This is a genomic window from Flavobacterium sp. KBS0721 (assembly GCF_002007065.3).
GTDB classification, from domain to species: Bacteria; Bacteroidota; Bacteroidia; order Flavobacteriales; family Flavobacteriaceae; genus Flavobacterium; species Flavobacterium piscis.
In genome coordinates this window covers 3876153-3901356 of the sequence record NZ_CP042170.1, presented here as the reverse complement: position 1 = coordinate 3901356, position 25204 = coordinate 3876153, and the positions used below count along the sequence as shown (strand labels likewise).

General features: G+C 35.8%; 19 protein-coding genes. 6 read left to right on the top strand and 13 right to left on the bottom strand.

What is annotated here, in order from left to right; genetic code table 11:
- Window positions 1-5: 5 nt before the first annotated feature.
- The 8 genes from B0M43_RS16740 to B0M43_RS16705 all read right to left on the bottom strand — a co-directional run bounded on the left by B0M43_RS16740 (window position 6) and on the right by B0M43_RS16705 (window position 13451).
- A complete protein-coding gene (locus tag B0M43_RS16740) occupies window positions 6-1271 on the bottom strand; it encodes an MFS transporter (protein WP_078007220.1) in 1266 nt (421 codons plus the stop codon).
- A 267-nt stretch (window positions 1272-1538) separates the two neighbouring features.
- Complete coding sequence (locus B0M43_RS16735; protein WP_078007221.1) at window positions 1539-1880, bottom strand: cupin domain-containing protein; 342 nt, start codon at window positions 1878-1880, stop codon at window positions 1539-1541.
- 6 nt (window positions 1881-1886) lie between these two features.
- A complete protein-coding gene (locus B0M43_RS16730) occupies window positions 1887-4097 on the bottom strand; it encodes an alginate lyase family protein (protein WP_078007222.1) in 2211 nt (736 codons plus the stop codon).
- Window positions 4098-4108: 11 nt separating this feature from the next.
- The gene (locus B0M43_RS16725; protein ID WP_078007223.1) at window positions 4109-5545 is read right to left on the bottom strand and encodes an IPT/TIG domain-containing protein; all 1437 of its coding nucleotides are present in this window, start codon (window positions 5543-5545) and stop codon (window positions 4109-4111) included.
- Between the two features lie 15 nt (window positions 5546-5560).
- Complete coding sequence (locus tag B0M43_RS16720) at window positions 5561-7858, bottom strand: polysaccharide lyase 6 family protein (RefSeq protein WP_078007224.1); 2298 nt, start codon at window positions 7856-7858, stop codon at window positions 5561-5563.
- A gap of 10 nt (window positions 7859-7868) precedes the next feature.
- Window positions 7869-9368 carry a RagB/SusD family nutrient uptake outer membrane protein gene (locus B0M43_RS16715; protein ID WP_078007225.1) on the bottom strand — a complete coding sequence of 500 codons (1500 nt, stop codon included), beginning with the start codon at window positions 9366-9368 and terminating at the stop codon, window positions 7869-7871.
- Window positions 9369-9383: 15 nt separating this feature from the next.
- Window positions 9384-12524: a TonB-dependent receptor gene (locus tag B0M43_RS16710; protein ID WP_078007226.1), complete on the bottom strand. Its 3141-nt coding sequence runs from the start codon at window positions 12522-12524 to the stop codon at window positions 9384-9386.
- Window positions 12525-12719: 195 nt separating this feature from the next.
- A complete protein-coding gene (locus tag B0M43_RS16705) occupies window positions 12720-13451 on the bottom strand; it encodes a FadR/GntR family transcriptional regulator (RefSeq protein WP_065449978.1) in 732 nt (243 codons plus the stop codon).
- 596 nt (window positions 13452-14047) lie between these two features.
- Here B0M43_RS16705 and B0M43_RS16700 point away from each other — a divergent pair.
- Window positions 14048-15952, top strand: a complete 1905-nt coding sequence (locus tag B0M43_RS16700; RefSeq protein ID WP_078007227.1) for a sialate O-acetylesterase — start codon at window positions 14048-14050, stop codon at window positions 15950-15952.
- A 238-nt stretch (window positions 15953-16190) separates the two neighbouring features.
- Here the strand turns inward: B0M43_RS16700 and B0M43_RS16695 are convergent, their stop codons facing one another.
- Window positions 16191-17051, bottom strand: coding sequence for a LysR family transcriptional regulator (locus B0M43_RS16695; RefSeq protein ID WP_065449974.1), 861 nt, complete (start codon window positions 17049-17051; stop codon window positions 16191-16193).
- An 89-nt stretch (window positions 17052-17140) separates the two neighbouring features.
- Here B0M43_RS16695 and B0M43_RS16690 point away from each other — a divergent pair, with 89 nt between their 5' ends.
- Window positions 17141-18115 carry an alpha/beta fold hydrolase gene (locus tag B0M43_RS16690; RefSeq protein WP_078007228.1) on the top strand — a complete coding sequence of 325 codons (975 nt, stop codon included), beginning with the start codon at window positions 17141-17143 and terminating at the stop codon, window positions 18113-18115.
- A gap of 118 nt (window positions 18116-18233) precedes the next feature.
- Here the strand turns inward: B0M43_RS16690 and B0M43_RS16685 are convergent, their stop codons facing one another.
- A complete protein-coding gene (locus B0M43_RS16685; protein WP_210418032.1) occupies window positions 18234-18674 on the bottom strand; it encodes a nuclear transport factor 2 family protein in 441 nt (146 codons plus the stop codon).
- 124 nt (window positions 18675-18798) lie between these two features.
- Between B0M43_RS16685 and B0M43_RS16680 the strand changes: the two genes are divergently transcribed.
- A complete protein-coding gene (locus tag B0M43_RS16680) occupies window positions 18799-19161 on the top strand; it encodes a helix-turn-helix domain-containing protein (RefSeq protein ID WP_065449973.1) in 363 nt (120 codons plus the stop codon).
- Window positions 19162-19465: 304 nt separating this feature from the next.
- On the opposite strand, the gene B0M43_RS16675 is transcribed toward B0M43_RS16680, so the two are convergent.
- The 3 genes from B0M43_RS16675 to B0M43_RS16665 are packed head-to-tail and all read right to left on the bottom strand — an operon-like array spanning window position 19466 to window position 20999.
- Window positions 19466-19888, bottom strand: a complete 423-nt coding sequence (locus B0M43_RS16675) for an organic hydroperoxide resistance protein (RefSeq protein ID WP_078007229.1) — start codon at window positions 19886-19888, stop codon at window positions 19466-19468.
- Window positions 19889-20323: a MarR family winged helix-turn-helix transcriptional regulator gene (locus tag B0M43_RS16670; RefSeq protein ID WP_078007230.1), complete on the bottom strand. Its 435-nt coding sequence runs from the start codon at window positions 20321-20323 to the stop codon at window positions 19889-19891.
- 43 nt (window positions 20324-20366) lie between these two features.
- The gene (locus tag B0M43_RS16665) at window positions 20367-20999 is read right to left on the bottom strand and encodes an NAD(P)H-dependent oxidoreductase (protein WP_078007231.1); all 633 of its coding nucleotides are present in this window, start codon (window positions 20997-20999) and stop codon (window positions 20367-20369) included.
- Window positions 21000-21359: 360 nt separating this feature from the next.
- Here B0M43_RS16665 and B0M43_RS16660 point away from each other — a divergent pair, with 360 nt between their 5' ends.
- From B0M43_RS16660 to B0M43_RS16650, 3 genes are all read left to right on the top strand, one after another.
- Window positions 21360-22871 carry an ATP-binding protein gene (locus B0M43_RS16660; protein ID WP_078007232.1) on the top strand — a complete coding sequence of 504 codons (1512 nt, stop codon included), beginning with the start codon at window positions 21360-21362 and terminating at the stop codon, window positions 22869-22871.
- A 315-nt stretch (window positions 22872-23186) separates the two neighbouring features.
- Window positions 23187-23804, top strand: a complete 618-nt coding sequence (locus tag B0M43_RS16655; RefSeq protein ID WP_065449968.1) for a TetR/AcrR family transcriptional regulator — start codon at window positions 23187-23189, stop codon at window positions 23802-23804.
- Between the two features lie 27 nt (window positions 23805-23831).
- The gene (locus tag B0M43_RS16650; RefSeq protein WP_246860141.1) at window positions 23832-25196 is read left to right on the top strand and encodes a TolC family protein; all 1365 of its coding nucleotides are present in this window, start codon (window positions 23832-23834) and stop codon (window positions 25194-25196) included.
- Window positions 25197-25204: the final 8 nt, after the last annotated feature.

The following is a 25204-nucleotide window of genomic DNA, read 5'->3' as shown; positions in this document are numbered from 1 at the left end:
TTTAACTATTTTACTGGCTCTATTTTCTTGATTAATGCGAAGACTGAAAAAACTCCGAGCGGCACAAATGCGGCGATGATAATAAATGCAGGAGTGTATGATGCCTGAGTGATTACAGGAATCATAAAATTCATTAAAATGACCGAAACAACTCCAATTGAACCGCCTAAACCTGCTAATGTTCCTACTGATTTTTTATCCATCAAATCGCTTGGCAATGTTTGAATATTTCCAATGGCAAACTGAAATCCAAACAATACGAAAGAAACAATTACCACGAATTTCAGTGGTGTGTCTCCGTAAAATATGGTGGCCAATAATCCTAAAAACATAATGACTCCGCCAATAATAATGGCAATTTTTCTGCCTTTATCAACTGATTGTGTTTTGGCTATAATCATTCCGGAACACCATCCTCCTGCTAAACTTCCTATTGCTGCTCCAACATAAGGAACCCATGCAAAAAGACCTATTTGCTTTACATCAAAACCATACGTTTTTTGAAGATATAAGGGCATCCAACCCACAAAAAGCCACCATATTGGTTCCATAAAAAAGCGACAGGCAATGACGCCCCAACTTTCTTTAAAAGACAATATCTCTGATATTGATTTACCTTTTACTACATCTTCTTCTGCTGTTGATGTTGCTGCTTTTCCGTCTAAGATTAATCTTCTCTCTTCTTCGGTAATCCAGGGATGGTCTTTTGGAAGTTTTTTATACACAATTAACCATGGTATAATCCAGATTAATCCCATAGCACCAATAACAACAAAGGTTGTTTTCCATCCATAACCAGCAAACATATAAGCGATGAAAAGTGGCGCAATTACATTTCCAATAGAAGCTCCTGCATTAAAAATTCCTTGTGCAATTGCTCTTTCTTTTAAAGGAAACCATTCCGAATTGCTTTTTACGGCGCCTGGCCAGTTTCCGGCTTCAGAAATTCCGAGTGTCACTCTTACTAATGTTAATGACATTACACCTTTTACAGCAAAATGAAATAACGAAGAAAGCGACCAAACTCCGATGGCAATTACAAAGCCAAGACGCGTACCAATTTTGTCAAAAAGCTTACCCGACAAAGATTGTCCCACTGCATAAGCGACCATGAAGCAATTGAGGACAAAAGCATAATCTTTTTCATCCATTTGCAAATCCTTACTTATAGCCGGCCACATAATCGATAATGCAGAACGGTCGATGTAATTGATGATTGTTGCAATACCAATCAAGGTAATGATCCACCATCTTAATCCTTTTACTTTCATAATTTACTTTAAAAGGCTTTTTCAAGCCAGATTACTATTTAACCACTTTAATGGTCTTTACGTTTTTTCAGACTGCACCTTTACAATATTAAGTTCCTGATGCAATGCCTGATATATCAATAGTTCCTTTTGTATTACTTATGTTTTTATTCAAAACATTTTGTCCGAATAAATTGTAAATGTGTACTGAATCTATGTTTCTACCGCAAAAAGATTCAAAACACTCTTCAAGGGATTTTGATACTCTAATCTTACAGCATACGGGGATTACGGTAAAAAATCTTCTCTGATGGGACTGAAAACATCTATTAACATTCCGGCTTCCAGACAAATTGATCCGTGAAGAATGTTTGGCTCAATGTAAAAAGCGTCTCCGGTTTGAAGAATTTTCTTTTCGTTATTAATTGTCACTTCAAATTTTCCTGAAACAACATAAGAAGTCTGAGAATGATAATGCTGGTGAACTGGACCAATTCCTCCTGTTTCAAAGGCTACTTTAACCATCATAATACTCACATCATAACCTGTAATTTGTCTTTTTACACCTTGAGAAACTGTTTCCCAGGGATTTTCGTTTTCTACATAAAATGCTTCTGTTCTAATATTCATTTTGTCTTAATTTGTAATTAATATGTAATTTCCTTTCCACTCCATACTTTTTCCGTTAATGGAAAGCTTATGTTTTGAATCTGGTTTTGCTTCTTTATTTGAAAATGCCAACGTGTATGATTTCTTATTTTTGAAAGTCACCAAAACTGCTGTGTAACTTTCATCTTGTTTCAAAATTTGAATACTTTCTACCTTTGAATGCGGGTCCTGAACCGACTCTAGTTTTGGGTCAAAGCTTCCGTGAGGCTCAATAATGCTGACAAATGTGTAATTTTTCTTGTCTTTTGTTCTCAACATGTAACCCGATTCATTTCTCAAGTTGAAATTTGGGTCATTTGCTCCAAGTCTTGTCAAAACCAAACTATTTGTATCATCTGTCAAAGTTGAAATCGTGTAAAAACGGCTGTCATTTAACCAGGTAAATTTTGAAATACCTTGATTTCCCTTGCCTTCTGCCAACTTCCATAAATGCTGGTAACCGTTATTTTTCCCTAATGGAGAAAGCGTTGTCAAGGCTGGTTCGTATTTAAAATCGGTTTCCATAACGTGACCGCTGAACATAAAGTTCAAGTCGTATTGATGGTTTTCTTTTGATTTCAAAGAAAAGATATCGACGATAAACGGCGTATCAGCTCCAATCAAAGCAACTGTTCTTTGCATTTCAACGCCAGGATAAGCATTTACTTCCAAAGCACTTGCAATCTGTATTTTTTCCGGAGACGAAATATCAGAGAAAATTGTTTTTGGTACTTGTTTTTCAGCTTCTTTCCAATCTCCATCGAAATGTGATTTTTTATCAACAATTACCGTATTATGTGCAACTGAAGTTTGTGCCCATGTCTTATTTTCATCCAAATATCTTCCACCGCTTTTTGATTCTACATTTAAGAAACGGGCCGCACCGTAATCTTGCAGAATCTCTTTGTCATTATTGAACAGCAGTATTCCCAAACGATCAAAATGCCCATGCCCCATACCCTGCGAAGCAAATTTGAAAACGGCTGTCAACTGTTCGTCTTTTTTCTTCGTATTCATTCTGAAAAGTGCCAAACCTCCAGATTTTCCTTCTGGTCCGTCTGTAATAATCAACGGGTTTTTCACGAATTCCAGCTTCTTCATTCCATTTACAGCTGCCGCAGATTTTAAACCCGCGCCTGTAATTGAAACTTCATTTTGCTGTTGAATAACCGGCAAAACCGAAGCATCGTTATAATTTTCAAAGACAATATTGGTGGCAAAAACCAATTCTTCTGTCATATAATTTTTCTCCTTCAAAGCATCATTTATCGGGAAGAAATAACCCTTGGCATCTGTCAATTGCAAAACGGTATTTAATGCTTTTTTAAGCAATTGATTTCTATATTCAAAAATCTTCAGTTCCGGTTGATTTCTATTGATCACTTCTGCAAAAACAATAAACGGCTGCAATGCATATCGTTGGTAATATGGTCCTTCAGAATAATATCCGTCAGGTGAAAAAAGCATATCAATTTGTTTCAGAAAACCTGTTTTTTTGTCTTTTGCAGAACCAGTCAATGCACGTTCCACCATATCTTTATCTCCTAAAACATAACCTGTCATTCCTACTCCGGCTACAGCCCAGGTTCCGTGATTGTGGATTTTATTGAAGGTATCCTTTCCGCCTGTACTTTCGCTTAAAAATGCAGCCATACTTCTGAAAACATCTCTCTCTATAATTTCACGATTTTTTGCATCGATGCTTTCTTTAACCAAATCATACGCCTGGATTCCGTGAACCAGCCAAACGCAATCGTTTAGTCCCTGCCAGAATAATTTTCCGGAATTCTGCTCTGCTTTTCTCTTTGGATGCAGGGGCAAATCCGGATAAATCCTGGCATATTCCAAAAGCATTTCTTCAACGAATTTGGCATATTTCTTTCCGCCGGTAACCTGAAAAGCTAATCCGGCATAATACAATTCCCTGTAGTTTTTTTTGTGTTTTTCGTGCGTGTAACCGCCACCATTATCTACAGGAATTGGGACTTCAATTTTATTTTCCAATGCTTTATCAGCATCCTTTATTACTTTTGAAAAAGATTTTTCTAAGATTTTATAGTCACCTAAATGCTGACTGATATTCTTCGCTTCAGCTTTTGACAAAAGTAAAAGAGGCTCATACTGTTGGGAAAAAGCAGTATTTGTAAGCACTAAAAAAAGTGCTGTAAGACCTATTGCTTTTATGGTTTTAATTTTCATTCTTGTATTTTTTAATTAAAAGAGTTTGTCAAATCGACTGCTCCAACTCCTGTCAAAACTTCATCCGTGATGATGTACCAATCTGTGTTTACTTCTAAAGAAATATTCGCTTGATTATCTGTCAGGTAATTCATTCTCATATAGTTTCCGCTTACGAAATCAGAAGCTGTAACCGTTGGAAACATATCTCTCAAACGAACAGCTACTAAAACCCATTTTCCGTTTGTATTATAACGAACCAGTTTTTTGCTTGCTGCAGCAGTTGCATACAAGCGTAATGTTGGTGTAGTATTGTTTGTATTCAACCAAAAATGCAATACCGGATTGTTGTTAAAAGCACCTTTGTCAAATGCTGTTTTCCAAGTGGTGTTAGTTGCAAAAGAGAATCTCATATAGGCGATAGTGCTTCCATTATCTGTTGGAGACAGCATTTTTAAGTGGTGGTAACTTGTACTGCTTGGAAACGGAGGTTGTTCTACCGTTCCGTTGAGCTGGTTCGCTTTAATTTGTGCTGCCTGACCCGCGGTAACTACTTCCATCCCTTGTGTTTCAAAGTTGAAATACGTCTCAACATCTCTATTGATGTAGGCCACTTGCGGACTTGAAACTACCATTGCTTCGCCATAAATCAAATTGATTACATAAAACCCTGTTGGCAAATCTGCCGGCGGTGCGAATGAAACACTTGTTGGCGTTACGTCAAAAGTTGTAATTGCAGTTCCGCCAAAATTAATTGCCGTAACTAAATTCATATCCGTTCCTCCAATAACAACTTGCGTATTTTTCAAGATTGCTTTTGGAAAATCCGAAACTTCCGGAGTTGGAATATCCACGATATAATTGTCTTTTAACGGAACCGAAACTTCGCCCGAAACGGTGTTGTAGCTATAAGTTAAAACCAATGGACTAGGCCCTGTGTTTGGCGTTTTCACAATTAGAGTCCGGTCATCCTGGTGCTCGATAACTCCGTCAACGGTTCCAAAAGTCACTCTTGTTACCACTTGAAGATTTTTTCCCGTAATCGTAATCACTTCGTTTACCGCAGACATTATTGGAATCTCAGATTTAATTTCCGGAACCGGATAAAGGATAACCAGACTTTCGGCCGATGAAGCTTCTTTATTAGAATCTGTTGTCAGTCTGATAGTACCACCTGTTGCGCTGGCTGGTACTTTTATGATTAAAGTATGCTGGTTTTCACGAGAATAAATTTCAGCTTCTACGCCGCCAATATAAGCGTGCGTTACGAAATTTAAGTTTGTTCCCGTAATGGTTACCAAGCTTTGGATGGGTGCAGACGCTGGGGTAAATGATACTACCGTTGGTTGTGCTGCCAATATTTCTTCAAAAGTCTTATCCACTTCTATATTAGCATCGCAGGCAAAAACTGCAACTACCAGAACCAAGCAGATTGATTTGTAAATATTTTTAAGTATTGTACTTCTCATATGTTTTTTTTAAAATTATTTAACAACTAAAATTCCTATGTCTTTTTTATCTGTACCCGCTGCTTTTAAAGGCGATTTATCCTTTAATATAAAATTCTTAATCTCTTGATACGAAGGATTTTTATCGATGATATTTTCTGAAACGGCTTTTCCGGATAATTTCATTTCTCCTGAATTGTAGATTACTGAATTTTTAATGGAGTTGTTTTTTCCGTTCAGGCGAATTGGGTTAGCCACTTTTGGATTATCAAAGAAAACGCTGTTGGTAATTTTTACGTTCACGATTCCTTTGTTTTGAAAAACCATATCTTTTTCTGTAGTTCCTGTTCTGGTAAAAATGCAATGGTCTACAACTAAATTTCCGCCCACAGTCGATTCATCATTTCCACCCCTGTAATAATTCAAAACCCATTGGTTGAAATCGACAAAAACTGTGTTTTCCAGGATTACATTCTCTGAATTGTATTTTCCTGTGTCGTCTTTTTCAGAAGAAAGGTTGATGCCACGGAAATTATTTCTCAAGATCGAATTGCTTATTTTAATAGTATCTGCGAAGGTTCCCTTTGAAACTTTAATCACAGAACCACCTTCTGCATTTGTGAAATCCGAGATAATTGATTTGTTCACAAAAATGCTGTAAGAACCTGGAGTATCTTCCTTTGGAGAAACAATTGCGTATTTTACCGCTGCCGTATTTTTTGCCGTAAGGCTTACATTTTCAAAAGATAATCTTGCGCCGGATTCCACTCTAAACAAATAATTTGAGTTTTTTTCAGCAGCTGGATTGAAGCTGATAATTGTCTTCTCGGCACCTTCACCAATGATCGAAATGTTATCCGAAATTACAACCGAACGATCCAAAAGATAATCTCCAGATGCCAAAATCAATTTTGTTTTTCCTTTTGCTTTTTTTACTGCTTTTTCAAGAGTTCCAATTCCGGGTTCTACATTAATAGTTTGCTCTTGAATGGCAGCTTTTGATGCCTTTGGATTCCAGGAAGTACCGGTTTTATTTGCAATTACCTTGGGAAAAACAGAAAAATCAATACCATTTTTTTCATTTGGTATAAAAATTTCCCCTTCTTTTCTCCACGATAATTTCTTTGCCGTGAAGCCTTCTATTTTCTTTGAATTTTTACTGTCAATTATATTGTTTTTGAATACAATTCCTTTCATCTCATCAAAGAAAACGATCGCTTCTGTATCGCTTTCATTATAAATAATATTATCGTAAATCGCAGAATTAACAGGTGCTAACGATCGTTCTTCATCTTTTCCGGCGCCTAATTGAAATGAACTGGAATTATAAAACACATTATTTATTACTTTGGCATTTTTCACCTGATTGTAACGATTTAACGGACTTTTTGGAACACCGTTCATCACCACCAGCGAACCTCTAAAATGTTGGCCTGTTAACCCGTAGAAATAATTGTTTTTTACCGTATGACCTTCATTTATAATTCGAACTCCACCAGTGTATGGCTGATTATTTCCAAGGAAAACATTATTTTCAACCAGGCAGTTATTTCCATGACGAAAAACCATAGAACCTTGAGATTCTAAGAATAAATTGTTTCTGAAAATGTTATTGCACGATTTGTTCGAAATGATTTCTACTTCGCCATTGCATTTTTCAAACTTGTTCCATTCCACGATTGTATTGGATTGAAACATTGAATTATGGCTTGTTCCAATGCGGATCGTTTCACCACCATTTGAACCTAAAGGAGAACGTTCTCCAAAATAATTGTGGTCAATTCTGTGGTTATTCTGATGATTTTCTTCGCCTTTTAACCAAACGACCAAAGTACATCCGTCGTTTGTTTTTCCTGCGATATAATTGTTATCAAAACGATTGTTTTTTCCCCATAATTCTACCCAATGGTTTGATTCTGATTTTGTTTCAGGATTAAAATCTGTGATGGCACAATTGGTCACTCTTGAATTATTGGCCACTTTGCTTTTGTTCATAAAAGAGATTACAAATGTGCTGTAACCATCTTTGAACCAAAGCCCTTTTGCAACCAAATAATCACCTGATAATTTCAGTGAAGACTTGCCCGAAAGAATTACTTTTCCTGCTGTTTCTGCTTCCAGAAAAATAGAATCTTTTAAAACTCCTTTTGCATTAAAATCAATTACCGTGTCTTTCCAGATTCCATTTGACATTACAATTCTGTCTCCCGGTTTTACTTTTGCAATAGCTTCTGTCAATTCCTCTGTATTTGAAACTTTTATTTCTGAGGCATTGGCATTGGCTAAAAAAAGCAAACACAAGTAAGCTGTTAGCGAATATTTTAAACTTTTCATATACTTAAAATTAATATCCTGTGTTTTGTGCGATCTTTGGATTCAGGTCGATTTCATATTGCGGAATCGGCAATAAAATTTGGTAATGTTGTAACGGACCTGTATTTAAAGAAGGATGCGCCGGATCATTATATTGAAATTCAGTAGCAAAATGCTGTGTCATAACTACTTCTGCTCTGCCGGTTCTGACCAAATCAAACCAACGATGATTTTCAAAAGCAAACTCTACTCTTCTTTCATTTTCCAAAGCAATTTTGAAATTGAAATAAGTCGAAACATCTGCCAATTTTAAACCAGCACTCGCTCCAAGTGAACGCGTTCTAACCTTATTCAGGTAACTCAAAGCTTCTGAATTTGGGCCACTTTGCTCATTAATTGCTTCTGACAACAAAAGCAAAGCATCAGCATAACGAAGGATAATCCAGTCGTTTCCGCCATCATCAACTGCGTTAAATGTCGAATTGTATTTTGTAATATGCTTATCTGCCTTAATTGCTCCATTGAAACCTAACCAGGTGTTAGCCATAGAAGCTGCTTTTCGCGGATCGCCGGCCGTGTAAGCCTGCGACATATTATCTGTTGGCACATTCAAACCATCGCCGTTACCAAAAACTACATAATTATCGCTTTGCAAAGGCGCGAAAAAGTTGGGGTGAGGCGAACCTAAACCAACACTTCCTGATTGGTAACGAACTGCAAACATAATTTCGTTATTGTATTCATTTCCAATATTGAAAACCGCTCCGTATGTGGGTTGCAAACTAAAATTACCACTAACAACTTCTGTAAGAACAGTTATTGCTTCACTTAAATTTGCGTTGCCGCCTGAAGTAAGCAATACTTTTCCAAGTAATGTTTTTGCCGCGTCAGACGCCACTCTTCCAAGGTTTGATCCATTTTGCGTTGGAGGCAACATTTCTGATGCTAAACGCAGGTCGTTTGCAATAAATTCATATACCTCGCTTTGCGAACTTCTGTCCATTGTTTTGGCATCCTTTCCTGAAACAGGAGTTTCAACGATGAAAACTCCACCCCAAAGACGCACCAAATTAAAGTAAGCGTGCGCTCTTAAAAAACGTGCTTCTCCTTCATATTGATTTCTTTGTGCCTGATCAGCAACTACGTTTAAATTTTGCAAAACAACATTTGAAAGATTGATAGTTTTGTAACACGCTTTCCAATATTCCTGGAGATAAACATTTTGTGAACTTTGCACAAAACGATCCACTTCTCTGACAGCCAAATCTTTAGTTTCAGTCGAATTTGGATTCATATAGGTATTATCAGAACGAATTTCTGTCAGCAGCCATTCTCTATTCTGCATTCCATAAAGACTGTTGTAAATCGAGATTACTGCCAGATTTACTTCTGCCGCAGTAGTATAAAATTCCCCTACACTAATTTCTGAAACGGGTTGCAAATCAAGTGTCTCATCACAGCTTACAAAAAGAAAAGCCGTACTTAATATTAAAACTTTTAAGTTTTTGAAAGACCAATTATATTTTTTCATAACCTTTTATATTTTTTAGAAATTAATGTCAATTCCGAAAGAAATTGTTCGTTGAACAGGGAAAGCACCTCTTTGATAACCTGAAATCAATGGCGAGCTGTAAACTCCTGAATTTGTAATTCCTTCTGGATTTAATCCGAAGAATCCTGATGATTTTACAAAAAGCAAATTTTCGCCAGACAAATAAAATCTTGCTTTTGTAATTCCTAATTTACTTGTAAAAGTTTCGGGTGCAGAGAAACCTAAAGTCACATTTCTTAAAGACATATAGGTTGCATCCTGAACTAAATAAGAAGTGTTTTGCCAGGCTCTACCATTATTTTCACGAGGTTTTGAAGCCGGAACACCTTCGCTGAACCATCTGTCCTGGACAAAATCTTTGTATAAATAACGCATCTCATTATAGTAACCGTCTCCAAAGAAAACTTCGCCGCCAACAGAACCCTGAATTAGGAAATTCATATCAAAACGGTTGAAAGTGATAGCATTATAGAACCCCCAGGTAAAATCCGGGAATGGGCTGCCTAAAGTGGTTCTGTCTGAAGCATTGATAACTCCGTCACCGTTGATATCAGCTACTCTAATACCTCCAACAGCATCATCAGCAGAGTGTGGATTGTTTGCCAATTCATCAGCAGTCTGCCAAACTCCAATCATTTTATAACCATAAAATTGAACTGCTTCCTCGCCAACTTTGGCAATATATTCTTCGTTTCTTTCACCCTGACTAATGAATTGCGCTTCACCCCCAAGAGAAATTAGCTTGTTTTGATTGAAAGAAATATTAAATGCTGGTTTCCAGGTGAAGTTTTTGGCACGAACATTTCCTGAAATTTCTACCTCAAAACCTTTATTTTGGATTTTTCCGATGTTGTTGAAAAATTGGTTGTGTCCTGTGATGTAAGAAACGTTTTGTTGCAATAACAATTTATCTGTAATCGAATAATAATAGTCAACAGTCGCGTTTAATTTATTTCCAAAGAAACTCAAGTCAGCACCTGAATCATACTCTAAGGTTTGCTCCCAACCGATTTCCGGATTCCCAAGAACATCACCAGTTTCACCAAGTCCTGAAGTCACGCTTCCGGCACCCTGACCTAAAGAATAATTGGAAGAATATAATAAATTCGTGAAAGAATAATTGGTAATATCATTGTTTCCGGTAATTCCGAAACTTGTTCTCAATTTAAACCTGTTGATCCATTGGATGTTTTCTTTCCAGAAATTTTCTTCGCCCACATTCCATCCCACAGAGGCAGAAGGGAACATTCCGTATTTATTATCTGGTCCGAACAAGGATGAACCGTCAGCACGTGCTGCAATCGAAAGCAAATATTTATCTTTATAAGCATAATTTACTCTTGCCAGAAAAGAAAGTAAACCAATTTGTTCTTTTCTTGTGAATGTTTCATTCGCATCGATTACGTTGGCTCCGTTTAAAGTTCCAATATAATCTGAAGGAAACTGCGTTCCATAAATTCCGGTTCCTTTAATATTTGTTTTTTGGTATGTAATTCCTCCCAAGGCGTCAATGCTGTGATTTTTACCTTTCCATTTATAATTTAAAGTATTTTCAGTAAGAAGATCTGCTTTTAAATTACTGTCATCTTCACCAATCGCTTGGCCGGTTTGATCTGCTTGCGAGTTTCTGAAACGCTCATAATTTGAATAATCCAGATTAACGCCGCCAGAAGTCTTAAAAGTAAGACGTTTATTGATTTTATATTCTAATGCAAAATTGGTCAGCATTCTATAATCGTGAATGTACCTTTCTTCGTTTTCCATTCTTGAAATCGGGCTATTGTTATTCGTTCCCCAAAGTGAAGTTGTGAAGTTTTGCTGTACGCCATTTTCATCTACGTAATTAAAATTTACGTTATTAAAATGTCTTCCTTGTGCGTACTCGCCAACAGGATAACCTGTCAAGGCAGCAGTATACTCGTTGTGTCTTGAAGGCATAAAACTTAAAGAACGGGTCAAATCTGAATAAGAAATTGTAGATCTTCTTTTAAAACTATAAGAAGGTCTTACATTCACGTCAAGTGTAAGTTTGTCGCTTAATTTTGCTTTTACGCGGGTTTGAAAATTCACACGCTTCAGGAAATTATCTTTCATCAAACCTTCATCTTCAATATATTGGCCTGAAATATAATATGTTGCATTTTTTCCACCACCAGAAACATTCATTTCATAGTTTTTTATGGTTGCAAAATTTCTGATTCCTTCATCTTGCCAATCAGTACCGCCACCAGAATAATTCGCTACTTGACGCATCCCTTTTTCACGAGAAGTATAACCTATTGTAGCTGGAGCCGCTCCACTTAAACCTGCCGTGTAATTTTCGTGCAGTTGGCGTTCTCTTCGCAACATATCCGTGTACTCATAAGTATCATACATATCAATTTTTTCGTAAACCGATTTAACACCAAAGAATGATTTAAATTGATATAAAGTCTTTGTTTCAGAACCTGATTTAGTAGTCACCAGAATAACACCATTTGCTCCACGAGAACCATAAATTGCCGTTGAACTTGCATCTTTTAAGACCTCGATAGATTCGATTGTGCTTGGATTTATGAACTCCAAACCATTTGAAATCGGGAAACCATCAACCACAACCAATGGATCGCTACTCGCAGAAATCGAGCCCATTCCGCGAATCCTGATTTGTGGCGCTTCACCAACTTCCGAAGTTGTATTCTGTATTTGTAAACCCGCAATTCTTCCTTGCAAAGCTTTATCCACACGAGAAACCGGAATTTCGTCAAGATTTGTATTTTCTAATTTAGAAACAGATCCTGTTATTGAAGATTTTTTCTGGGTTCCGTATCCAACAACCACAACTTCGTCAAGATTTTTGCTGTCTTCAACAAGAGAAATTGTAATATTTTGTTGGCCGTTAACTAATACAACTCTTGTTTTCATTCCGACAAAAGAAACTTGAATTGAGCTGTTTTCGTTTACAGGAATAGAAAATTTACCTTCGGTATCTGTAATTATTGTAGTTTTTGAACCCAGAACAGTGACATTTGCGCCAGGCAATGATAATTTATCAAAATCTGCAATGACTGTTCCCGTTAAAGTATATTTCTCTTGCGCAAAAACAAAAGAGGTCAGCATCAAAGCCGAGAGTAAAATAAAGTTTTTTAATTTCATAAAGATATAAGCTTACAATCAGTAACATTAAGATATAGAGCATCCTGACCGGTTTATGGCCGATAATGCTTTTTCATAAATAAGATCTGAAAATCAGATGTTTAATCTTGACTTAAATGCGTAGTAAAATCCACTTCCCCAAGCGATGCAACTTCACACAATGGTCATAACCGTCTATTATTTTTGGAAGAAATTTTAAAAAATACTTTCGTTGATATTCATTAAAGTTTCTGTTTTATTGCAATACTCATATAACGTCTTAAAATGAAATTGCAATTCACGTTTGGCTTTTTCAGGATTTTTTTCTCTTATAGCTTCATAAATTTGTTGGTGTTCTATAATATTTTCTCCATTCATCGAATTTTTACAAACATGGTATTTTTCAAAATTTGTAATAATTTCAGGAGTAATGATTAACATCAAGGTATTCAGCACTGGATTTCCACTGGCTTCAGAAATTTTCAAGTGAAACATCAAATCTTCTTCAACAGCACTTTCATTTTGCTCAACTTTATTTTTATAAGCAATTAATGCCTCTTCAATATTTTTTAGTTGCGCTTCAGTTCTCCTCTCAGAAGCTAAAGCCACAACTTGCATTTCCAACATAATCCTGCTTTCAACCAATGACTTAAAATCAGGTTTTTTTAATTGCAAAATATCTGTAATCATTCCGCTTAATGCCGGAACTCCAAGATTGGCAACAAAAGTTCCACTTTGTGGCAATGTTTTAAGTAATCCATAAAATTCTAATTTCTGAATTACTTCTCTCACGTTACCTCTGCTTACACCAAATTCTTCAGATAATTTTCGCTCTGAAGGCAATCGGTCACCAGGTTTCAACTTTTTTGAAGTAATTAATTCCTTCAACTTTTGAATGATTTGTTCTTCTTCTGGAGATTTAAAACTATTTAAACTAAATTCCTGCATTGTAATTATAAATTGGTTGACCAAATATACGCATTTTTTTATATTAGCAAATATTAACTCATTTTTTACATATAATAAAATTTAAATACAGTTATACTAATTATAAATCAATACAAAGGTTAAATACAAACTATATAATTTGAAATATGTTAGCTTTTAACATTTAAACTAAAACGTTTTCGCCAATAAATAATAGAAAATAGTGTAAAATAAATCGTTTTTTCCATAATTATTAACAGACTTTTCATACTAAAACTAATATTTATATGTATTTTTGTTTTATAAAGGTACAATTATACTGCATTCAGACGGTAAAACCATTTTCCACTTCCCACAAGCGATGCAACTTTGCACAATGGATGTGTAACGTACCAATAAACAGGAGTCTATCAACAGATAAGGCTCCTGTTTTGTTTGCTACACCTCACACTTAAAAATTCAACCTTTTACCATCTCTAAATATTCATCAATAATTTCACTACATAATTACATACAACACAAATATTATTAGTTAAAATTAAAAAAATCGTAATTTAATTTTTGGTTAACCAATTTTTATTATATACATTTACCGCACTTATTTATCCCTATTCTTTATGAAACGTATATTTTCACTACTCTTTTTAGCGATTTTCACAGGAGCTTTTGCAAAAGTTTCACTACCAAAGTTTTTCTCAGACCACATGGTCTTGCAGCGCGAAGCTACAATCACAGTTTATGGTTGGGCTGATAGCGGAAAAACAGTCAAGGTGAGTTTTAACAATAAAAATCTGGAGACAAAAGCCAATCAAAAAGGTGAATGGTCTGTTGATTTCCCGGCAGAAAAAGCCGGAGGCCCTTTTGAAATGAAGATTTCAGAAGATAACACGGTTATTTTTAAAGACATCTATATAGGAGACGTTTGGTTTTGTTCCGGTCAATCTAATATGGGCTGGAAACTGGAAGATGCTTTAAACGGAAAAGAAGAATTATCAAAAGCGAACTACGAAAAAATAAAATTGCTTCAGGTTTCAAGAACAATGGCCGGAACACCACAAAATGATATTGAAAAAGGCCAATGGGAAACATGCTCGCCAAAAAGCGGTGAAGGCTTTTCGGCAGTAGCTTATTTCTTTGGAAGAGAATTGTTCCAAAAATACAATGTAGCAATAGGTTTAATAAACTCTTCTTGGGGAGGTACCAATATTGAAGCCTGGATGAGCGAAGATTTGATGGGAAAACATGCTTCAGCAAGGAAAGTCATTGACAAAATGAAAACAATGAATTTTGCTGATACGGTAGAAACTTACAAAAAGCAATTTAAAGCCTGGGAAGAAAAAGCGGATCGCCTTGATGTTGGAACACAAGAAAAATGGCACGAAAAAACATATAACACTTCCTCCTGGAAACCAATTGATCTTCCTGTATATTGGAGCAAAGCTAAAATAACGCCTAATGATGGTGTAATTTGGGTAACCAGAAGTTTTGATTTGACGGCAAAAGATCTCGCTTCAGACGATATCATTTTAAGCATCGGACGTGTTGATAATGAAGACATTACTTATATCAATGGAATTAAAGTTGGCGAAAGCACCCAAAAAGACTTAGACCGCTTTTACAAGATTCCAAAAACTGTTTTGGCGGCTGGAAAAAATATCATCACAATTCGTGTAAAAAACACAGGAGACATTGGAGGTTTTCGTGGAGATGCTTCTTCTTTAAATTTAAAAACAGCTTCGCAAAAACTTTCACTGGCGGGACAATGGCGTTATGAAGTGGGAACAAAAGATATCGAGGAAGTTCCTGAGAGACAACACCCAACGAAATATGCCACATCGCTTTACAACGGAATGGTCGCGCCTTTCTTCGGAATAAAAATCAAAGGAATTATTTGGTACCAAGCCGAAGCCAATTCTAAAAACGCAAAAGAATACGCAACCCTCTTTCAGGAAATGATTACTGATTGGAGAAAAAACTGGAAATCGGACGTTCCGTTTATTTTTGCACAATTGCCAAATTATGATAATCAAAATGACCGCTGGATTACGCTTCGTGAGTCACAAGCAAAAGCACTGAATTTGAAAAACACAGGAATGGCTGTCCTAATTGATGTTGGTGAAAACGACAATATACATCCTATTCACAAACAAGTTGTTGGAAAAAGAATGGCTTTAATTGCCCAAAATATTGCTTATGGAGAAAAAGAAGTTCCAGCCTCTGCACCTGTATTTGACAGTTATAAAGCTGACGGAAATTCGATTACAGTAACTTTTAAAGAAGGAACTTTCGCTACCGAATCTGCAAAATCAAACATAAATGGTTTTTTGATTGCCGGAAGCGATAAAAAATTCTATCCGGCAACTGCTTTTTTGCAAGCCGATTTAAAGACGATAAAATTGACCAGTTCTGAAGTTTCAAATCCTATAGCAGTCCGTTATTTGTGGGCTGATGCACCGGGAGAAATCATGCTTTATAACACAAGTGGATTACCAACAGCCCCATTTAGAACAGATAATTGGTGATAATAACAGGTAAAGGCTGCCGGATCATCAGAAATACAAATTCCAGATGAAGCAACCTGGTCTTACACATTTATATGGCGCCAATTAAAGCAATTGTCGCCATTTTTTATAACCAATAACTTTGACTTGTTTTCACTTTTAAAACAGGATTAATGGCAAATCCATTAAATATTATCCCAGGTTTAATCATCTGATTCTTATTCAGCATTGCACAAATTCAGTTTCACTCAAGGTGACTTTAATTTCGATACTGATCTAAAAATACATTTAAGGCTTTTGAAGGTGCTTCATCATTTCTATAAATTAACACTGTGGTCATCGTGGCAAGTTCTTTAGTTATGGGAAAAGTTTTTATATTCCTGTTGCTGTAATACTGATTTACGACTTCTGCAGGAAGTATACTAATGCCAAGACCTGCCTCTACAAAATTAATAATGCCTTCTATCGAATTGATTACGGTACTTTTATAACGGAGGATTCCTTTTGAACCGAGCCAGGTTTCAAGCCGCGCCCGGAAAAAACAACCTTGCTCAAAAACTACTATTTTTAAAGGTTCTTGTTTCAATACGACCGAAAGCTTATCCACATCACCACCTGCAATTATTACAAGTTCTTCATCACGAACAATAAGCTGCTGTAAACCAGGAATATTTATGGGTGCTGCAACAAAAGCAGCATCCAGTTTATAACTGATTACATCGGTTATCAGTGCTGACAACATTGAAGAATAAAATTCAAGCTCTACATTGGGATAGAGTTCTGCAAAACCTTTGATGATTTCCGGTACTTTAAAAGCCATAGTGGTCTCAATACACCCTATGCGTATTGTTCCTCCTATTTTGTCTGCACTCTGTATATCACTTTTTGCATCATCCAATAATCGGCCTATTTTTTTAGCATATTGCAAAAGTGTTTCCCCTGCTTCAGTTAGAACCACTTTTCTGGATACTCTTCTAAACAGTTCAGCTCCAAATTCATCTTCGAGATTTTTTATGCGAGCCGTTACGTTCGATTGTACCGTAAAGGTTGCTTCTGCAGCTTTTGTAAAACTTCCTAGTGTTGCTGCGGCTTCAAATATTTTCAGGTCATTACTATTCATAGTATCACTTTTAGTGATCGATTAGATCATTATAAATCGTTTTCACGTATCAAATATAGAGTGTATTTTTGTCTTAAACAATTGAAAACATGAAAAACACAATTAAATCCTTAACTCTAATTCTAACTTTAATTATGCTACAACAAACAGCTGCAAATGCACAAGTTAAAAACTCTTTAACTACAAAAGAGAACACTGAAATTCAGACCACTCATTACAATAACACGGAAGTCAACGGACTAAAGATATTCTATCGTGAGGCAGGATCTAAAGATGCTCCAACTCTATTATTATTGCATGGTTACCCTACATCATCTCATATGTTTAGAAATCTTATTCCTATTTTAAGCAAAAAATATCATGTAATAGCTCCGGACCTGCCTGGTTTTGGGTATTCAGATGCACCGGACCATCTTAGTTTTCAATATACTTTTGATAATCTTGCCAACACTATGCAGGGATTTATTGATAAGCTTGGTTTAAAACGTTTTGCCATGTATGTGTTTGATTATGGCGCACCAACCGGATTCAGACTTGCTCTTGCTAATCCGGAAAAAATAACCGGCATTATATCACAAAATGGGAATGCTTATGAAGAAGGTCTGAGTACAGGCTGGAATCCTATTCAGAAATACTGGAAAGAGCCATCGCAGGCTAACAGAGATGCACTTAAGGATTTTGTTTCAAAAGAATCAACGTGGTTTCAGTATCACGAAGGTGCTTCAGATGCTGCTCTTATCGCACCTGAAACCTACACATTGGATCAGCATTTTCTGGATCGCCCGGGAAACATCGAGATACAGCTTGACCTGCTAAAAGATTATAGAACCAATGTTGCTTTATATCCTAAATTTCAAGCTTATTTTAGAGATAAAAAGCCTATGATGTTAGCTGTTTGGGGCAGTCAGGATCCTTATTTTCTTCCCGCAGGAGCAGAAGCCTACAAACATGACAATCCAAATGCTGCTGTAAAGTTTTATAAAACGGGTCATTTTGCCCTTGAAACTCATTATAAAGAAATCGGTAATGATATATTGTTATTTCTTGCCCAACTTCCTAAATAATTAGGTCAAAATATATTTAAAATAGCGGTTATAAAAGACCGCTATTTTTTTTTAATAAAATTATAAAGCTTAATTATTGCACAGTATAAGCTCCATCTTATCATGTGGCTTACTCAAATCAGGGCTTTTTCTCAATTACAAATGCTTTTAATTCAGCTATTTTGCCATTATTAAATCGCCAAATGTCACAATAAACGTAATGATCATATTCTCCATTCACATTTTTTAAGGAAATGTTACCTGTTGCAGTTACAAAGTCGCCCTCCTCTATCGCTTTTTCCATATCAAATACTGGTGGTGCCAGGTAGAATTCTTTGATATATTGCCTTACTGCTTCTTTTCCTAAAAGAGTTCTCTCCCCCACAAACACCCATTTGGTATCTTCAGTGAGATAGGATAAGTACGCTTCGTATTCTCCTTTTTTTACATGCTCGTTTGCATTAACTAATATAGATGTGTTTTTCATGTTTGTTGTCTTTTTTAATTTTAGATTTTCATTTTGAGAATAAATGTTGAGTACTGCCATAAATAATAAAATATTTGTTAAGCCTTTCTTCATAATTACCTTTTTTGATTTAATTTTGAACTTTAAATTATACAGAATAGTTCTGCGAAGCTATAACATAAAAGTCATAGTGGCTTTATTCACAACCAATTGTAAGGTACTATCAAAAATGTAAGTTATGTCGAAAGTTAAGGTTACAAGCACAAATTTTGAAAATAAGAAAATCTTAGGAGATGAGTGTTCAGAAGTATACGCGGCAAACATAATTGGTGGCCAATGGTCACTTGTAATTTGTTCCTGGCTATTACAAGGCAAAATGCGTTTTAGCGAATTAAGAAAATCTATACCAAATATTACCGAACGCATGCTAACGCTGCAACTGCGGAAATTGGAACAAGATAATATTATAAAGAGAAAGGTATACGCTGAAGTTCCTCCTAAAGTAGAATATGAGTTAACAGAAATTGGCTATGAATTAAGACCTATAATCCAGCAAATGGAGCAATGGGGAAAACGGCACAAACATTTATATGCTAAATGAAATAGTCAACTGACTTTATTTAATAATATAATTTTATAAACAATTTCATTTTAGGATAAAACAACTATAGAAAATAGTTTTCCGGTCCCTAAAAAAAAAATTGAGAAATCACCAGACAGATCAATCACATAAATTTTCATAAATCTTCAACAGGACATCGAAACCAAATTTACAAAGCCAATGAAAGATTTACGTAAAATAACTTCATGTTGGAAATCAAGATATTTTTTATATTAAAATCCTGATATAATAAAAAAAATCTGCCTCAAAAGAAGCAGATTTATGTCATTTAAAGAAATTAATCTTAGTTATTTTTCACCGTAAGCTTAACTTCCATATTAGATCTTGTTGCATTTGAATAAGGGCAGATCTGATGCGCTTTTTCTGTTAATTCCTGTGCCTGTTCAATAGAGACTCCCGGAATATTCACCTCCAGTTCTGCAGCAAGACCAAAACCACCGTCTTGATTTTGCCCGATACTCACTTGTGCAGTAACAGATGTTTCACCGGTTTCAATTTTAGATTTACTAATAATCAAATTCAGTGCACTGTCAAAGCATGCTGCATATCCTGCTGCGAAAAGCATTTCAGGATTGGTAAACTCATCACTGGTGCCGCCTAAAGCTTTAGGCATTCTTACCTCAAGGTCCAAAATTCCGTTTTCACTTTTTACCTGTCCGTTTCTTCCGCCTTTTGCCGTAACGCTGGTTGTATATAATGTTTTCATTTATTTTTGAATTTTATTTAAAATTTTCTGAACAGTTTCCTTGAGCTCGACCAGATCTTCTATCGTCAGGTTTAGCTTTTCCTGCATTTTTGCCGGAATTTCACATGCTTTCTGCTGTAAATTTCTTCCCTTATCCGCTAAAAAAACTTCAACCACTCTTTCGTCTTCTTTTTTTCTTTTCCTAATTATAAACCCCTTAGCTTCAAGTCTTTTCAAAAGCGGTGTTAAGGTTCCACTGTCGAGATACAGTTTTGCGCCGATCTGATTTACCGTCAAGCCGTCATTCTCCCAAAGCACCATCATTACAAGATACTGCGGGTAGGTAATATCAATCGCATCGAGAAACGGCCGGTACAAACCGATAATTTCCTTTGCAATAGCGTAAAGAGGAAAACAAAGCTGGTTTTCCAATTGAAGCGAGTGGTGATTTTCCATAATCTTAAGAAAAAAAACTAGAATAAAAAACTAGAGTAAAAAACTATTTTCTGATGATAAATTCCTCCATTGGAATTCTAACTTTCTTCATATGAGAAAGCCAGTCATTTTCGGTATCTCTGTAACCTAAATATAAAAGCGTAACACTTTTCAAACCTAATTTCTTTAGCTCCAAAATCTCATCTACTACTTCATTACTGAAACCTTCAGCCGGAGTAGAATCGATCTTGAGTTCAGCTGCCTGAGCCATTGCCAGACCTAAGGCAATATAACTCTGTCTTGCTGTGTGCGCAAAATGCTGTTCAGGGGTTTGAGCTCCATAGATCTTTTTGATTTGATCGGTGTAACTGCTGAAACGGCCTCTTGGTAATTCTCTTACATCAGTGTGATGATCATAAACTTTATCGATTTTCTCATCAGAGTAACTGTCCCATGCTGCAAAAACCAGTACATGAGAACAATCTCTCATAACTTCCGGATTTAAAGCACCTTTTACCATGCTCTCCTTCAATTGCTGATTTTCTATCACAATCACGCGAAAAGGCTGCAGACCAGATGAAGTCGGAGCCAGTCTTGCGGCTTCTAAAATTTTATTTAAATCTTCTTCTGATACTTTTTTTGTTGAGTCATATGCTTTTACGGCATGTCTCCAGTTTAAATCTTCTATTAACGACATTGTTTCTTATTTTATAAATTAAACATCTGATTCTTAAAATTATTTAAATCAAAATAATACTGCAAAGATACAAGATAATTAAATTGTGCACAATTTAATTTTACAAAATATATTTTAAGATAAAGAACGTCCTATTTATTTTTAAAATTATAACTGCCAATCTTGCACTACGGTTTACTTCTGCAATTCCTGCTGCCCAGGTATGCAGCAGCAATGCACACAAGTTTGAGTGTTGAACTTTGATTAGAGGCAAAGAGCATTTAAAAAATTAATATTGGAATTATGAAACATTCTTCTATACTTACGTAATACACTAGGATTAAATAAAAGATACTTTCGTAGTATCTAAACAACCCAACGATGTACGATAATGTAATGCTTTTGAAAGACATTGTGGATAACACCCCTCTGCCGACAGCCGTTTATACAGGAAATGAACTCCAGATAGCACTAGCCAGCCCTGCAATGATAAAAACTTGGGGAAAAGGTGATGATATCATTGGGAAAAAATTTCTTGATGTGCTGCCGGAAGCTCAAAAACAGCATATTTTTAAACAGGCATTAACGGTGTTTCAAAGCGGCATTCCTTTTCATGCCAGGGACAAAAAAGTAGATCTGGCTACTGACGAGTCACAACAATTTCGATATTACAATTATAGCTTTATACCGCTTTTTAATTCAGAAAGGCAGATCTACGGGGTCATGCATACAGCCGCGGAGGTAACAGCCCTTCACCAGGCCAAGCAGGATATTCAAAGCTCAGATGAGAAACTCAGGATGGCAGTTGATTCATCCGGCATGGGAACTTATGAAATAGACCTTGCCACAAAAAAAATAAAAACTTCCGGAAATTTCAATGCCATCTGGTCTATTGAAGGAGAAGTTACCAATGAGCAGCTTATTGCAAAACTGCATCCTGAGGATTATTCAGTACGAGAAAAAGCGCATCAGCAGGCACAGCTTACAGGAAAAATGTCCTATGAAGTCAGAATTGTAAATGATGACAGCTCTTTTCGCTGGGTAAAAATAGATGGTAAAATCATCAAAGACGAAAATGGAAATCCCATCACTATTATTGGGATAATACAGGATATACAAAAGCAAAAGCAATTTGAAGAAGAGCTCAAAAAACAGGTTGCAGAAAACACACAGGAACTGCAGCGTTCTAATGATGATCTATTGCATTTTGCCAATGTGGTCAGTCATGACCTGAAAGAACCTGTGCGTAAAATAAAAACCTTCAGCAATCTTCTAAAGGATGAACCGGAAACTATTTTTAATGAAAATGCAAAAAATTACCTCAGTAAAGTAGACCATTCTGCCCAAAGAATGCAGACCATCATTGAAGGTATTCTTGCCTATTCGACTTTGGATAAAAGATCGCAGCCTGTAAAGAGGATCAATCTTGATCAAATGATTGAACATATCAAAACCGATCTGGAGCTCATCATAAATGAAAAACAAGCTATACTTATCGTAAGTGAGCTTCCTGAAATTGAAGGTGCGCCAATACTTATCCACCAGCTTTTTTATAACCTTATACAAAACGCTCTGAAGTTCTCAAAAGCCGATCAGCCGCCGCGAGTGATAATCACTTGCACTGTGATCAAAAATGAACAAGACATTGAAATGCTGGAAATAAAAATAAAGGACAACGGCATTGGACTGGATCCGGTTTTTGCCGAGAAAATATTTGATGCCTTTGAAAGACTGCACTCGAAAGATGAGTTCGAAGGAAACGGTCTTGGTCTTGCCATGTGCCGAAAAATAGCAGAAAGACACAATGGTTCTATCACAGCCAGCGGAGAAAAAGATAACGGTGCTGAATTTACAGTAATCCTTCCTGTAAAACAGGCAGAATATTATATTTAGCAGCTTTTAAACAAATAAATTGAAAAATTCTTATCTCTAATTTGTTATTGTAGCTTGTAAAGCTCAATTGGCAAATATTGCAGCATACAATGATAATTTTTTTAGTAGACATAAAATGGAAGATTATGTTTATGGACACCCGCCCTTTACTTAACTGTATTGGGCGGGTTTATCATTTTGAAAAATACGGTGACAATGAAGAGATTTAAATTCTTAAAAAATAAATATAATGCTGAATTGCTAATAGCTATAAGCAATTAAAAATTATCTTAAAAAAAATGAACGTTGTTCAAAAAATATACATACATTTGCACCATGAGTACAGCGGAAAGAAAAGCACGTGAAAAAGAAGCCCTAAAAATGCTGATCCTTAAAGGAGCCAAAAAACTCTTCTTAGAAAGAGGCATTGAACAGACTACGATTCGAAACATCGCTGATGAAATTGACTACAGCGTTGGAACTGTGTATGTTTATTTTAAAGATAAAAACGCTATTCTTCATGACCTCCACTCTATTGGTTTTCAGGAACTAGGCGGGTATTTTACCGAATTATTCGCCATTAAAGACCCAATGGAACGCCTTCGAAAAATGGGATTTACCTATTTGAAATTTGCGATGGAAAATTCTGAAATGTACGATCTGATGTTTATCGTTAAAGCGCCAATGGAGTTTATTGAAAGTACCGAAAAAGAAGCGTGGACTGAAGGTGCTGACACTTTTAATGCGCTAAAGAAAACTGTCGAGGAATGCATGAATGAAGGGCATTTTGAAGGACATTCATTAGAAGCTTTATCTTTTATGATTTGGAGTTTAGTTCACGGAATGTGCTGTCTGGAAATACGCCAGAGAACCAAAGGTGTAAAATTTTCTAACCCGGATACCATCCTGTCTGAAGGATACAATGAATATTTAAAAATAATAAAGAAACTTTAAACTTTTTTTTTATCAAAAAAATGAACAATGTTCAATTTAAAAACAATGTACAATAAAATGAAAAAAGCAATTACATTTACCATTCTTTGTTTTGGATGTATAGGATATTCCCAAAGCAAACTCGATACTTATATCCAGACTGGACTAAAAAGCAACGAGGTAATCAAGCAGCATAATTTTGATATTAATAAAAGTATGTATGCCCTGCAGGAAGCCCGTTCCCTGTTCTACCCTACTGTTTCATTAAATGCAAATTATACCAAAGCCGATGGCGGAAGAACAATTGATATCCCAATTGGAGATATGCTTAATCCTGTATACAGCACACTTAATCAAATAACCAATTCGAATGCTTTTCCTGCGCTGCAAAACCAGTCGGTTTTAATTAATCCGGATAATTTCTACGATGCAAAAATTCATACCACAATGCCGCTGCTGAACTATGAAATTATTTACAACAAAAGAATCAAAAACCAGCAGACTTCTTTACAGAAAATAGAGCTAGAAATCTATCAAAGGGAGCTGGTTAAAGAAATAAAAACGGCATACTACAAATACCTGCAGTCAATTGAAGGAATTAATATTTACAGAGATGCTTTAGCATTGGTAAAAGAAAATCAAAGGGTTAACCAGTCCTTATTTAAAAATGACAAGATAAACCGTACGGCAGTTCTTAGAAGTGATAATGAAGTGATCCGTATTGAAGCAAATCTGGAAACAGCCAAACAAGTCAGTAATAACGCTAAAACATATTTTAATTTTTTAATTAATCAAAAGCTTGACAGCGAAATTGAGATTGATTCGGATAAAGAAAGCCTGCCGAATGTATTGGTTGCCGAAAACACTTCAAACCGGGAAGAACTTTCAAAACTTACCATGGCAAAAGATATAAATCAAAATATAAGTAAGCTTACCCAATCGTATTGGTACCCAAAATTGAGCGGTTTTGCCGATTTCGGATTTCAGGACTTTGATTTCGAAGTGAATAAACAATCACGATACTATTTTGCCGGTGCCGCTTTAGAATGGACTATTTTCTCTGGCAACAAAAACAAATACAGGCTCAAACAAGTTCAGGAAGACAGTAAAAAAATAAGTTCGCAGACTGATAATGTAAAACAGCAGCTGCTGCTCCAGTTTCAGGTTACCCGAAATAATTTAATAGCTGCTTTGGAACAATTTAATGCCGATAAAAATCAAAAAGCAGCGGCCAAAAAATACAATGAGGACATAACCAAATTATATAAAGAAGGACAAGCGATCTACATTGAACTTCTGGATGCGCAGAATCAATGGGTAAATGCACAGCTTAATACTAATATATCTCTTTATAATTCCTGGATTGCCTATGCAGAATTAGAAAGGGCCAACGCCACTTTTACTTTAAAATAATCCAAAAA

Bases quoted from the DNA above. Each gene is read 5' to 3' on its own strand.
- B0M43_RS16740 (WP_078007220.1), bottom strand. From the start codon at position 1,271: ATGAAAGTAAAAGGATTAAGATGGTGGATCATTACCTTGATTGGTATT.
- B0M43_RS16735 (WP_078007221.1), bottom strand. From the start codon at position 1,880: ATGAATATTAGAACAGAAGCATTTTATGTAGAAAACGAAAATCCCTGG.
- B0M43_RS16730 (WP_078007222.1), bottom strand. From the start codon at position 4,097: ATGAAAATTAAAACCATAAAAGCAATAGGTCTTACAGCACTTTTTTTA.
- B0M43_RS16725 (WP_078007223.1), bottom strand. From the start codon at position 5,545: ATGAGAAGTACAATACTTAAAAATATTTACAAATCAATCTGCTTGGTT.
- B0M43_RS16720 (WP_078007224.1), bottom strand. From the start codon at position 7,858: ATGAAAAGTTTAAAATATTCGCTAACAGCTTACTTGTGTTTGCTTTTT.
- B0M43_RS16715 (WP_078007225.1), bottom strand. From the start codon at position 9,368: ATGAAAAAATATAATTGGTCTTTCAAAAACTTAAAAGTTTTAATATTA.
- B0M43_RS16710 (WP_078007226.1), bottom strand. From the start codon at position 12,524: ATGAAATTAAAAAACTTTATTTTACTCTCGGCTTTGATGCTGACCTCT.
- B0M43_RS16705 (WP_065449978.1), bottom strand. From the start codon at position 13,451: ATGCAGGAATTTAGTTTAAATAGTTTTAAATCTCCAGAAGAAGAACAA.
- B0M43_RS16700 (WP_078007227.1), top strand. From the start codon at position 14,048: ATGAAACGTATATTTTCACTACTCTTTTTAGCGATTTTCACAGGAGCT.
- B0M43_RS16695 (WP_065449974.1), bottom strand. From the start codon at position 17,051: ATGAATAGTAATGACCTGAAAATATTTGAAGCCGCAGCAACACTAGGA.
- B0M43_RS16690 (WP_078007228.1), top strand. From the start codon at position 17,141: ATGAAAAACACAATTAAATCCTTAACTCTAATTCTAACTTTAATTATG.
- B0M43_RS16685 (WP_210418032.1), bottom strand. From the start codon at position 18,674: ATGAAGAAAGGCTTAACAAATATTTTATTATTTATGGCAGTACTCAAC.
- B0M43_RS16680 (WP_065449973.1), top strand. From the start codon at position 18,799: ATGTCGAAAGTTAAGGTTACAAGCACAAATTTTGAAAATAAGAAAATC.
- B0M43_RS16675 (WP_078007229.1), bottom strand. From the start codon at position 19,888: ATGAAAACATTATATACAACCAGCGTTACGGCAAAAGGCGGAAGAAAC.
- B0M43_RS16670 (WP_078007230.1), bottom strand. From the start codon at position 20,323: ATGGAAAATCACCACTCGCTTCAATTGGAAAACCAGCTTTGTTTTCCT.
- B0M43_RS16665 (WP_078007231.1), bottom strand. From the start codon at position 20,999: ATGTCGTTAATAGAAGATTTAAACTGGAGACATGCCGTAAAAGCATAT.
- B0M43_RS16660 (WP_078007232.1), top strand. From the start codon at position 21,360: ATGTACGATAATGTAATGCTTTTGAAAGACATTGTGGATAACACCCCT.
- B0M43_RS16655 (WP_065449968.1), top strand. From the start codon at position 23,187: ATGAGTACAGCGGAAAGAAAAGCACGTGAAAAAGAAGCCCTAAAAATG.
- B0M43_RS16650 (WP_246860141.1), top strand. From the start codon at position 23,832: ATGTTCAATTTAAAAACAATGTACAATAAAATGAAAAAAGCAATTACA.